The organism is Massilia sp. NBRC 108631 (assembly GCF_059704565.1).
Genome location: NZ_BAAKJE010000143.1, coordinates 35,544 through 46,084, shown reverse-complemented (window position 1 = coordinate 46,084; position 10,541 = coordinate 35,544). Strand labels below are relative to the sequence as shown.

The 10,541-nt window shown below is 64.4% G+C and carries 11 protein-coding genes and 1 tRNA gene; 7 read left to right on the top strand and 5 right to left on the bottom strand.

Features of this window, described 5'->3' with window-relative positions:
* The first annotated feature begins 256 nt into the window (after nucleotides 1-256).
* Both AC6H42_RS16330 and AC6H42_RS16325 read left to right on the top strand, forming a co-directional pair.
* Nucleotides 257-332 (top strand) — tRNA-Phe (locus AC6H42_RS16330).
* Nucleotides 333-479: 147 nt separating this feature from the next.
* Nucleotides 480-2,336 (top strand): alpha/beta hydrolase family protein, encoded by a 1,857-nt coding sequence (locus AC6H42_RS16325; RefSeq protein ID WP_497548486.1) that lies wholly within the window; start codon nucleotides 480-482, stop codon nucleotides 2,334-2,336.
* Nucleotides 2,337-2,362: 26 nt separating this feature from the next.
* Here the strand turns inward: AC6H42_RS16325 and AC6H42_RS16320 are convergent, their stop codons facing one another.
* The 3 genes from AC6H42_RS16320 to AC6H42_RS16310 are packed head-to-tail and all read right to left on the bottom strand — an operon-like array spanning nucleotide 2,363 to nucleotide 3,317.
* Entirely contained in the window at nucleotides 2,363-2,584 is a 222-nt protein-coding gene (locus tag AC6H42_RS16320) for a hypothetical protein (RefSeq protein ID WP_057158148.1), read from the bottom strand.
* Nucleotides 2,581-2,994 carry an SRPBCC family protein gene (locus AC6H42_RS16315; RefSeq protein WP_497548485.1) on the bottom strand — a complete coding sequence of 138 codons (414 nt, stop codon included), beginning with the start codon at nucleotides 2,992-2,994 and terminating at the stop codon, nucleotides 2,581-2,583. Before AC6H42_RS16315 ends, AC6H42_RS16320 begins: the two co-directional genes overlap by 4 nt.
* Nucleotides 2,994-3,317: an ArsR/SmtB family transcription factor gene (locus AC6H42_RS16310; protein WP_057158150.1), complete on the bottom strand. Its 324-nt coding sequence runs from the start codon at nucleotides 3,315-3,317 to the stop codon at nucleotides 2,994-2,996. Before AC6H42_RS16310 ends, AC6H42_RS16315 begins: the two co-directional genes overlap by 1 nt.
* Before the next feature lie 164 nt (nucleotides 3,318-3,481).
* Between AC6H42_RS16310 and AC6H42_RS16305 the strand changes: the two genes are divergently transcribed.
* Nucleotides 3,482-5,167 (top strand): GH39 family glycosyl hydrolase, encoded by a 1,686-nt coding sequence (locus AC6H42_RS16305; RefSeq protein WP_497548484.1) that lies wholly within the window; start codon nucleotides 3,482-3,484, stop codon nucleotides 5,165-5,167.
* 78 nt (nucleotides 5,168-5,245) lie between these two features.
* The gene (locus tag AC6H42_RS16300) at nucleotides 5,246-5,497 is read left to right on the top strand and encodes a DUF1059 domain-containing protein (protein WP_057158152.1); all 252 of its coding nucleotides are present in this window, start codon (nucleotides 5,246-5,248) and stop codon (nucleotides 5,495-5,497) included.
* 18 nt (nucleotides 5,498-5,515) lie between these two features.
* On the opposite strand, the gene AC6H42_RS16295 is transcribed toward AC6H42_RS16300, so the two are convergent.
* On the bottom strand, nucleotides 5,516-6,325 hold the full coding sequence (locus AC6H42_RS16295) for a class I SAM-dependent methyltransferase (protein WP_057158153.1): 810 nt from the start codon (nucleotides 6,323-6,325) through the stop codon (nucleotides 5,516-5,518).
* Between the two features lie 233 nt (nucleotides 6,326-6,558).
* On the opposite strand from AC6H42_RS16295, the gene AC6H42_RS16290 reads away from it, so the two are divergent.
* Nucleotides 6,559-6,900 (top strand): DUF1840 domain-containing protein, encoded by a 342-nt coding sequence (locus AC6H42_RS16290; protein WP_057158154.1) that lies wholly within the window; start codon nucleotides 6,559-6,561, stop codon nucleotides 6,898-6,900.
* 281 nt (nucleotides 6,901-7,181) lie between these two features.
* Nucleotides 7,182-8,762 (top strand): isocitrate lyase, encoded by a 1,581-nt coding sequence (locus AC6H42_RS16285; RefSeq protein ID WP_497548483.1) that lies wholly within the window; start codon nucleotides 7,182-7,184, stop codon nucleotides 8,760-8,762.
* 97 nt (nucleotides 8,763-8,859) lie between these two features.
* On the opposite strand, the gene AC6H42_RS16280 is transcribed toward AC6H42_RS16285, so the two are convergent.
* The gene (locus tag AC6H42_RS16280) at nucleotides 8,860-9,834 is read right to left on the bottom strand and encodes a GlxA family transcriptional regulator (protein ID WP_057158156.1); all 975 of its coding nucleotides are present in this window, start codon (nucleotides 9,832-9,834) and stop codon (nucleotides 8,860-8,862) included.
* Between the two features lie 95 nt (nucleotides 9,835-9,929).
* Here AC6H42_RS16280 and AC6H42_RS16275 point away from each other — a divergent pair, with 95 nt between their 5' ends.
* Entirely contained in the window at nucleotides 9,930-10,538 is a 609-nt protein-coding gene (locus AC6H42_RS16275) for a cysteine hydrolase family protein (protein WP_057158157.1), read from the top strand.
* Nucleotides 10,539-10,541 lie beyond the last annotated feature (3 nt).

The window sequence follows — 10,541 nt, the reverse complement described above, 5'->3', positions numbered from 1 at the left end:
CGCGCAGCGTATCCGGTATCACGCCGGACACGCTGTTCCCCTGCACGATGACGCTATAGCCGGTCGGCGAAGCGGGCACCCGGATGGCCCGCGAGCAGCCGGCGCTGGCCGGCTGCGGCAGCAGCGTAGCGGCCACCAGGGCCAGGATGGGCAAGGACATTTGCATCCGCCCATTCTACCTGCGGTAGCGTTTTGCCAAGAAGGACGAAGAGGGGCTTGGCAAAACGAATTTTGGTTTGTATAATTGCGGGCTCTTGGCCTGGTAGCTCAGTTGGTAGAGCAGAGGATTGAAAATCCTTGTGTCGGTGGTTCGATTCCGCCCCGGGCCACCAAGAACATATTCGACGCACGCCCACTCACGCAAGTGGGCGTTGTCGTTTCTGGCGTTCGTGCCATTCGAGGCAGTGCGCCGGCAAGAAAAATTCGCCGCGGGATGCCGAACTGCGCTATGGTGATGTTTTCATATTGCAACTTTTCGCATGAATGCTATCCTTCGCACCCTGGCAGTGGCCGCTTGCGTTGCAGTGCCGCTGGACGTCGCCGCCGCCGAGACCGGGGCCACGGCGCCGATTCCGCTCTCCACCTTCTTCAAGAAATCGGCCACCACCGGCGCCGCCCTGTCGCCCAACGGCCGCTTTGTCGCGCTGCGCATGCTGTCGGCGCATGGGCGCACGATGCTGACGGTGTTCGACGTGGCCACGCGCAAATCGCAGGCGATCGCCAACTTCCGCAATGCCGACATCGACATGTTCTCCTGGCTCAGCGACGAACGCCTGGTCTTCACCCTGGTCAACGTCGACCATGAAGGCGACGCCGGCAGGCCTGGCGCATACGCGGTCAACCGCGATGGCAAGGAGCGCATTTCCCTGACCGAGATCCTGGTAGCCAAGCGATCGTTCGCCGACAGCGATCCGGTCAATCACGATTATCCGACCCAGTTCTCCCGCCGTGGCTTCCCGCTCAGAAAAGGGGAAACCCTTGACGCCATCGAACATGATGGCGACGATGAAGCGTCGCTGGTAAGGCTCAACAGCCGCAATGCCCGCCGGTTCCCGGTCCGGGCGCCAAGCGGCACATACAACTGGCTGACCGATGCCGATGGCAATCTGCGCGTCGCCACCGCCAAGCGCGGTGGCCGCGTGCTCAACCTCTATCACGACAACGGCGACTGGCGCCAGCTCGACAGCCGCGACGCGCAGGCCGAATCCAGCTTCGATCCGCTGCTGTACGTGGACGGCGTGCTGTATGTCCGCTCGCGCAACGGCGGCGATGAAGCGCAGGTCTACCGCTACGACCTGGTGCACAACGCCATCGCGGCCAAGCCGCTGATCACCGCCCCCGGCTTCGACACGGACGGCTATTTCATCATCAGCGACAAGCAGATGCTGGGCTTCCGCTTCACCACCGACGCCGAGGTCACCGTCTGGTTCGACCAGCGGATGAAAGCGCTCCAGCAGGAGGTCGACCAGATCCTCCCCGGCATGGTGAACAACCTGTCGCGCGGCATTGCCAGCGAGACGCCCTATGTGCTGGTCGACGCGTATGCCGACGTGCGCAGCCACGCCTACATCCTCTACAACACTGAAACCAAGGAGCGCACGCTGCTGGGCCAATCCAAGCCGGACGTCGCCGCGGACCAGATGGCGCAGATGACGATGGTGCGCTACAAGGCGCGCGACGGCTTGCAGGTTCCCGCCTTCCTGACGCTGCCGAATACTGCCCAGCAGAAGAAGCTGCCCACGGTGGTGCTGCTCGGACCGGACGAAGAGCGCCGCAGCGCCAAGTGGGAGTGGAACGCCGAGGTGCAATTCCTCGCGTCGCGCGGCTATGCTGTACTGCAGCCCGAGCCGCGCGGCACCAAGGGCTACGGCAGCAAGCATTTCCAGGCGGGCGCGGGCCAGGCCGGGCGCGCGGCGCAGAACGACATCGCCGACGCCGTCAAATGGGCCGTGGCGGAGGGCCATACCGATCCGGCGCGCGTATGCATCGCGGGCACCGGCTACGGCGGCTACGCTGCCATGATGGCCTTGCTCAAACATGCGGACAGCTTCAAGTGCGGCATCAGCTGGTCCGGCATGACGGCGTACCGGAACAATCCGGACGACGCCGGCTTGAAGGACATCAAGCGGCCGGTGCTGCTAGCGTACGGCACCGGGGACGAGGCCGTCAGCTACAAGCAGGGGCTGGCGTTCTACCAGGCGCTCAAGGCCGGCAACCCGCAGGCCGAATGGCTGGAATACGCCCCGGCCGTCGAGGACTGGACGACGCAGAAGAACCGCATCGACCTGTGGCGCAATATCGAAAGCTTCCTGGCCAGGCACATCGGCGCCCAGTGACGCGTTAGCGCCGCGCCGGTATGGCATCAGCAGCGGCTGCCGCCGGTGCGGGAGAACAGCCGCCGCACCAGGTGGCCCTTCCACATCCACAATCCCATCAGCACGATGGCCGGGAAGAAGCCGTAGCGGATGGAGCCGGCGTAGCTGTGCAGCTGGTCAATCGGCCCGTAGATGTAGCCGGCGACCGGGATCGCCAGCAAGGCGTGGGTCCAGCGCAGCAGCGCGCGTTTGGTGGATTCGCCCATCATGCCGCCTCCTTCGCCACAAGCTGCTCCAGCTGCTTGAAGAAGTTCTGCCAGCCGTACTGGGCGCCCTGGTAGGCCTGCTCCTGGTCCAGCCGGAAGCCGGCTTGCTCCATCCTCAGGAGCGTGCCGCTGCCGGTGGCGTCCAGCGTCCAGGTGACCACCGTCTCCACGCCATAGGCAGACCAGGTGTAGGACAGCGTCTTCTGCGGCTCCACTTCCTCCACCTGGCACTCGACCGAGCCCCAGTCCGCGTTGAACTGGAACTTGTGGCCGGCCACCGGCTGGAAGTCGCTCTTCATCAGCCAGGCTTCGATCAGGTGCGGCTGGGTGAGCGCACGCCAGAGCTTTTCCGGTGGATGCGGAAACTCGCGTTCGACAACGACGGTACGGAGTTGTTGGGCAGCTTGGTTCATTATTGGTCCATCCTCTTTAAAAGGTCATCGAGATCGTCGAACCGGCTTTCCCAGAAGCGCGTCATCTGGTTGGTCCAGTCCTGCAGCGGAGCCAGCGCGTTGAGTTGCGCGCTGTAGTGGGTCTGGCGGCCCTGGTGCCGGTCCAGCACCAGGCCGGCCTGCTTCAATACCGCCAGGTGTTTGGAAACGGCCGGCTGCGAAATCTGCGCGTGCGCGGTCAGCCCGCCAACGGTCTGCTCGCCGCCGCTGCACAGCTGTTCAAAAATGGCCCGCCGGGTGGGATCGGAAAGTGCCCGGAAGAGCGCGTCGCGTGGGGTAGTCATCAGAATTCATAGCCAGTTAGTTATGGATTAACTATAGCCATGCGGTTATGGGTTGTCAAGCACGCGGGATGCCAAATTCGATATGGCGTAGGACAAATTTGTGATTAGACTGCCAGCTCGGTGCGGCCTACCATCGAGCCACCGCCCTTTCCAAGAGAATAAGAATGAAGAGACTACTTACCGCCCTGAGCCTTGCGGCCAGTGCGCCGCTGTGCCTGGCCGCCACGCCCTCCCCGGCCTCGGCGCCGGTCCGGCTGACCGTCGATGCGGCCCAGGTGAAGGGGCCGATGACTCCGATCTGGGCCTGGTTCGGGTACGACGAGCCCAACTACACTACCGCCCCCAACGGCAAGAAGCTGCTCAGCGATATCGCCGCCCTGAGCCCGGTGCCGGTCTACGTGCGCGCGCACAACCTGATGACCTCCGGCGACGGCAGCTACGCGCTGAAGTGGGGCTCGACCGGCATGTACAGCGAGGACAAGGACGGCAAGCCGATCTACAACTGGACCATCGTCGACCAGATCTTCGACACCTATGTCGAACGCAAGATGAAGCCGCTGGCGCAGATCGGCTTCATGCCGGAAGCGCTGTCGCAGCGTCCGCAGCCCTACCAGCACCGCTGGAAGCCGGGCACGCCTTACCAGGAAATCATGACCGGCTGGGCCACCCCGCCCAAGGACTACGACAAGTGGGCCGAGCTGATCTACCAGTGGGTCAAGCACTGCGTGGCGCGCTACGGGCAGCAGGAGGTGGAGAGCTGGTACTGGGAAGTGTGGAACGAGCCGGACGGCCACTATCTGATTGCGCCGGACCCCAAGCTGGAATACTTCAAGATGTACGACTACGCGGCCGACGCCGTCAAGCGCGCGCTGCCGACGGCGCGCATGGGCGGCCCGCACACGGCCGGCGCGGGGCGCTTCATGGACGATTTCCTGCAGCACGCGCTGTACGGCAAGAACTTCAAGACCGGCAAGACCGGCTCGCCGCTGGACTTCGTGGCCTTCCACGCCAAGGGCTCGCCCAAGGTGGCCGACGGCGTGGTGCAGATGGGCATGGGCATCCATTTCAAGCGCCTCGACTCCGGCTTCGCGCTGGTGGAAAAGTATCCCGAGCTGAAGGGCGTGCCGGTCATCATCGGCGAGTCGGATCCGGAAGGCTGCGCCGCCTGCGGCATGCAGACCAACCCGGAAAACGCTTACCGCAACGGCACCCTGTACTCGAGCTATACGGCAGCTTCCATCGCGCGCGAATTCGACCTGGCTGCGCGGCGCGGCGTCAACCTGATCGGCGCGGTGAACTGGTCGTTCGAGTTCGAGGACCAGCCGTGGTTCGCCGGCTTCCGCGACCTGGCCACCAACGGCGTGAACAAGCCGGTGCTGAACGTGTTCCGCATGTTCGGCATGATGCGCGGCGAGCGCGTGGCGGTGGGCGGCGACCAGGCCTACGACACGGCCGGCATCATGGCCAATGGTGTACGCGGCGCGCGCACCGACATCAATGCGCTGGCCAGCAAGGACCGGCGCAGCATTGCCGTCATGGTCTGGAACTACCATGACGACGACGTCATCGACGCCGGCTCGCCGGTGGAGCTGCGCATCGCCGGCATACCGGCCAGGCAGGTGCAGCTGCGCCACTACCGCATCGACCAGGACAACAGCAATTCCTACAGCGCCTGGAAGCGCATGGGATCGCCGGTCAGTCCAACCGCCGCGCAACTTGCCGAACTGCAGAAGGCCAGCGAACTGGCGCAGCTGGGCACGGCCGAAACACTGCAGACGCCGGACGGCAAGGCGACGCTCAAGATGCAGTTGCCGCGCCAGGCGGTGTCGCTGCTTACCCTTAGCTACTAGCGCTGGATCACCTGCGGCGCGCGGCTATACTGAAAAGGGCGGACACCGCGTTCGCCCTTTCCAGTGAAGGAGTTGATCATGACGCGCAAATTCATCGACTGCCGTGAGTTCCCGAGCGATACGCATTGCTCGGTTGCGATATCGGCCGACAGCGAGGAAGAGCTTTTGCAAGTTGCTGCGGAGCATGCAGTCTCGGTGCACGGCCATAGCGACACACCGGAACTGCGCGCGCAGCTGCGCCAGTTGTTCAGGGACGGCACGCCGCCGGAACACCAGCCCATGCCGGCGCAGCCCGCCGCGCCCGACGCCACGGCATCGCGCCCGCATTGAGCGCGGCTGCACGGGCAATCAGCGCTTGACGATCACCACCTCCAGATACTCGCCGGGCACGATCAGCGAGGCGGCGCCGGCCGTGTTGCATCGTTCGAGCAAGGCGGTCAGGTCGCGTTCCAGCGCCTGGGCGCCGGCCTCGTCGAGCGCGGCGAAGGCCTTGTGCACCGGACCGTAGAAATCGCGGAACATTTGCAGCCAGTGCGCGGCGGAAGCGTAGCGGAAGTTGAACACCTTGCGCTGTGCCTGGATGCTGGCCGCCTGCGCGCCGAACAACTCGTTCAGATAGCCCTCGGTGCCCCACATGGCCGGCGACTTCAGGCCGGCCGGCGGCGGCACGTGCTGCCCTATGGTCTTGAACAGTTGGCCGATGAAGCCTTCCGGCGTCCAGTTGGCCATGCCGATGCGGCCACCCGGCCGCAGCACGCGCAGCATCTCGCTGGAGGACTGCGCATGGTTGGGCGCAAACATGATGCCGAAAGTCGATAGCGCCGCGTCGAAGCTGGCGTCGCCGAACGGCAAGGCCTCGGCGTCGGCCACCTGGAATTCCACCGCCAGCCCCTCGGCGGCGGCGCGGGCGCGCCCTTTTTCCAGCAGCGCCGGCACATAGTCGGTGGAGGTCACTTTCGCAAAACGGTGCGCGGCGGCCAGCGTGGCGTTGCCGTTCCCCGCCGCGATATCGATTACCTGCTGTCCGGCGCGGATGTCGGCCGCCTCGGCCAGCGACTCGCCCACCATCTGCAGCGTCACGCCGATGACGGCGAAGTCGCCGCTGGCCCACGTTCCCTGCTGGCGCACCTTGATCGCCGCATAGTCTGGCTCGCTCATGATAGTCCCCTAGGTTAAAGAGGAAGCATAGTTGGCAAAACAGGATTTGCAAGCCGGTTCCAGGCAATGCGGCCCCTGCCTTAAAAGCCGCTTAAGCGGCCGGATTTCGTTTGGGAATTCAAGCGAACGGGTCTAATGTCTACGCAACAGGCAGCACCAATCCCAGCGGCTGCCTGGGCAAACGTAGTGCATTTATAACGTCATACCGATGACACGGCCCAGGAAGAGTTCGTATGCTAATTTCATTCAAATCCAAATCCTCCCCGGAGGTCTTGATGTACCAGGAACACGCCGAGCGCATTCTGCGGCTGCTGCACAAGAGCCCGCAGCGCGGCGTGATCACGGCGGCCGAAGCGAGCGAGGCACTGGCGCTGCTGGAGCAGGAGGTGGCCTACACCCGGCAGCACCCGGACCAGGACGTCGAACATGACGCCCATACGCCCGAGCAGGAACAAGGCGAGAGCACGGAACACGCGCTGCTGCAGCGGGTGAGCTTTTCCGCCCGCTCCTATCCGCTGCTGGAAATGCTGCGCTCGGCCAGCCGGGAAAACGAATACATCATGTGGGGGGTGTGAGGCGCGGCCAGCCGTCGCCGGAGCGCCCGATCCGGGCGCTCATCCTCAATAGGCGAAAAAGCATTTCATAGTGTGAAACACGCGCAAAAAAACCCCAGTGGAATTCATCTCATTTTTTGAAAGTTTGTTTCGCATCCTGAAATACGCAACTCAACACATTGAATTTAAACAAAAAAAATCTAGTTATATGTCTTATATAAGACTCTGGTGCGCCGCAATAAAAAGGCCTACTATTAATGCATGCGGTTTCACTTTCTTGCATTACTACCTAGGAGATTCACATGTCCAAGTACCAAGACGACATCAACGCCATCGGCGCCCTGAAAGAACAGCAAGGCAGCGCCTGGAACGCGATCAACCCGGAATCGGCCGCCCGCATGCGCGCCCAGAACAAGTTCAAGACCGGCCTGGACATCGCCAAGTACACCGCCAAGATCATGCGCGCCGACATGGCCGCCTATGACGCCGATCCGTCGAAGTACACGCAATCGCTGGGCTGCTGGCACGGTTTCATCGGCCAGCAAAAAATGATCTCCATCAAGAAGCACTTCAACAGCACCGACCGCCGCTACCTCTACCTGTCGGGCTGGATGGTTGCCGCGCTGCGCTCCGAGTTCGGCCCGCTGCCGGACCAGTCGATGCATGAGAAAACCGCCGTCTCGGCACTGATCAAGGAGCTGTACACCTTCCTGCGCCAGGCCGATGCACGCGAACTGGGCGGCCTGTTCCGCCAGCTGGACGCCGCCGAAGGCCCTGCCAAGGCCGCCATCCAGGAACAGATCGACAACCACGTGACCCACGTGGTGCCTATCATCGCCGACATCGACGCCGGTTTCGGCAACGCCGAAGCGACCTACCTGCTGGCCAAGCAGTTCATCGAAGCGGGCGCCTGCTGCATCCAGGTGGAGAACCAGGTGTCGGACGAGAAGCAGTGCGGCCACCAGGACGGCAAGGTCACCGTGCCGCACGAGGACTTCCTGGCCAAGATCCGCGCCATCCGCTACGCCTTCCTGGAACTGGGCGTGGACGACGGCATCATCGTGGCCCGCACCGACTCGCTGGGCGCCGGCCTGACCAAGCAGATCGCCGTGACCAAGCAGCCGGGCGACCTGGGCGACCAGTACAACTCCTTCCTCGATTGCGAAGAAGTGTCGGCCGACGCGCTGGGCAACGGCGACGTGATCATCAAGCGCGACGGCAAGCTGCTGCGTCCGAAGCGCCTGCCAAGCAACCTGTTCCAGTTCCGCGCCGGCACCGGCGAAGCGCGCTGCGTACTTGACAGCATCACCTCGCTGCAGAACGGCGCCGACCTGCTGTGGATTGAAACCGAAAAACCGCATATCGCCCAGATCGGCGGCATGGTCAGCGAAATCCGCAAGGTCATCCCGAACGCCAAGCTGGTGTACAACAACAGCCCGTCGTTCAACTGGACCCTGAACTTCCGCCAGCAGGTGTACGACGCGATGAAGGAAGCAGGCAAGGACGTGTCGGCCTACGAACGCAGCAAGCTGATGAGCGTGGAATACGACAGCACCGAACTGGCCGCCGCCGCCGACGAGAAGATCCGCACCTTCCAGGCCGACGCAGCCCGCGAAGCCGGCATCTTCCACCACCTGATCACGCTGCCGACCTACCACACCGCCGCGCTGTCGACCGACAACCTGGCCAAGGAATACTTCGGCGAGCAAGGCATGCTGGGCTACGTGGCCGGCGTGCAGCGCAAGGAAATCCGCCAGGGCATCGCCTGCGTCAAGCACCAGAACATGTCCGGCTCGGACATCGGCGATGACCACAAGGATTACTTCAGCGGTGAAGCGGCCCTGAAAGCGGCCGGTAAGGACAACACCATGAACCAGTTCTAAGCCGCAGCCAGTTTTAGTTTTACCCTCGCCCACAAGGCAAACGGTCGCAAGCCCCCGCGCTGTATCCAGCGCGGGGGCTTGTTCATTTCGGGGCTGCTTATTTCGGCCGGAACTGCTTGCGGTAAGCGGCCGGCGACAGCGCGAAAGCGGCCGTGAATTGCTGGCGCAGCGAGACGGTGGAGCCGAAGCCGGCGATTTCGGCGATGCGGTCGATGGCCTGGTCGCTGGTTTCCAGCAGGCGCTGGGCGGCGGCCAGGCGGTGGTTCAGCAGCCACTGGCTGACGGTGGCGCCGGTCTTGGCCTTGAAGCGGCGCGTGAAATTGCGCCGGCTCATGGCGGCGCGCTCGGCCAGCAGGTCCAGGCACAGCGGCTGGTCCAGGTGGGCCAGCGCCCACGCCAGCACGGCGCCCAGCTGGTCGCCATGGTCGGCCTTGGGCAGCGGCTGCTCGATGTACTGGGCCTGGCCGCCGTCACGGTGCGGCGCCACCACCATGCGGCGCGCCACGCGGTTGGCCACGTCGGCGCCGTGGTCGCAGCGCAGCAGGTGCAGGCAGCAGTCGATGGCCGCGGCGGTGCCGGCGGATGTGAGGATGTCGCCGTCGTCCACGTACAGCACTTTCTGGTCCAGCTTGACCTTGGGGTATTTGCGGGCGAAGTCCTCGCTCCATACCCAGTGGGTGGATGCGGCGCGGCCGTCCAGCAGGCCGGCTTCGGCCAGCACGAAAGCGCCCAGGCACAGGCCCACCACCCTGGCGCCGCGTGCGTGCGCCACGCGCAAGGCTTGCAGCAAGGCTTCCGACGGGCGTTCATCGGGATCGCGCCAGGCCGGCACGATGACGGTGTCGGCGCGCGCCAGCGCGGACAGGCCGTGCGGCACGTCGATGCTGAAGCCGGACATGGTGGGAATCAGGCCGGCCTGCTCGCCGCAGATCAGCAGTTCGTAGCGCGGTCCGCCCAGGCGGGCCAGGTCGTCGCCGAACACCATGCAGGGCACGGACAGGTGGAAGGGGCTGATGCCTTCGAAGGCAACGATGGCGACGCTGTGGCCGGCGGCTAAAGTGGATACAGGCATGGCCCGATCCTATCACATGTTGTCCTGCGGGACACTTTCGCGGCGCACGCCGCGGCGCGATACTGATCCCACTGCACAACCAACCAGGAGATCACATGAACCATCCCACCATCCGCACCATGGCCGGCGCCAGCGCCCCGCAAAGCATCGAAGCCAACAGCACCGCGCTGCTGGTGATCGATTTTCAGAATGAGTATTTCGGCGGCAGGATGCCGATCCCGGACGGCCTGGCCGCCCTGCGCAACACGCAGCGCCTGGTGGCGCACGCGGACCGCGCCGGCATGCCGGTGTTCCATATCCAGCATGTGACGCCGGCCGGCAGCCCTATCTTTGCGGAGGATGGCGACACGGTGCGGTTCCACAGCGAGTTGCAGCCCGCGCCGCACCATGCGGTGGTGAAGAAGTCGCAAGTGAGCGCCTTCCAGGGCACGGACCTGGACCAGCGCCTGAAGGCGGCCGGCGTGAAGACGCTGATCGTGTCGGGCCTGATGACCCATATGTGCGTGACCGGCGCCGCGCGCGACGCGGTGCCGCTGGGCTACGCCGTGATCGTGCCGGACGACGCCTGCGCCACGCGCGACCTGGACGGCCCGGGCGGCGCGCTGCCGCATGCAGTGCTGCACCGCGCCGCGCTGGCGGCCATCTCGGATGCTTTCGGCCCCGTCATGAGCACCGGGCAGGTGCTGGAGCTGCCGGTGCGTTAAGCT

Bases quoted from the DNA above. Each gene is read 5' to 3' on its own strand.
- AC6H42_RS16280 (WP_057158156.1), bottom strand. From the start codon at position 9,834: ATGCCTGTATCCACTTTAGCCGCCGGCCACAGCGTCGCCATCGTTGCC.
- AC6H42_RS16320 (WP_057158148.1), bottom strand. From the start codon at position 2,584: ATGATGGGCGAATCCACCAAACGCGCGCTGCTGCGCTGGACCCACGCC.
- AC6H42_RS16310 (WP_057158150.1), bottom strand. From the start codon at position 3,317: ATGACTACCCCACGCGACGCGCTCTTCCGGGCACTTTCCGATCCCACC.
- AC6H42_RS16305 (WP_497548484.1), top strand. From the start codon at position 3,482: ATGAAGAGACTACTTACCGCCCTGAGCCTTGCGGCCAGTGCGCCGCTG.
- AC6H42_RS16285 (WP_497548483.1), top strand. From the start codon at position 7,182: ATGTCCAAGTACCAAGACGACATCAACGCCATCGGCGCCCTGAAAGAA.
- AC6H42_RS16315 (WP_497548485.1), bottom strand. From the start codon at position 2,994: ATGAACCAAGCTGCCCAACAACTCCGTACCGTCGTTGTCGAACGCGAG.
- AC6H42_RS16300 (WP_057158152.1), top strand. From the start codon at position 5,246: ATGACGCGCAAATTCATCGACTGCCGTGAGTTCCCGAGCGATACGCAT.
- AC6H42_RS16275 (WP_057158157.1), top strand. From the start codon at position 9,930: ATGAACCATCCCACCATCCGCACCATGGCCGGCGCCAGCGCCCCGCAA.
- AC6H42_RS16325 (WP_497548486.1), top strand. From the start codon at position 480: ATGAATGCTATCCTTCGCACCCTGGCAGTGGCCGCTTGCGTTGCAGTG.
- AC6H42_RS16295 (WP_057158153.1), bottom strand. From the start codon at position 6,325: ATGAGCGAGCCAGACTATGCGGCGATCAAGGTGCGCCAGCAGGGAACG.
- AC6H42_RS16290 (WP_057158154.1), top strand. From the start codon at position 6,559: ATGCTAATTTCATTCAAATCCAAATCCTCCCCGGAGGTCTTGATGTAC.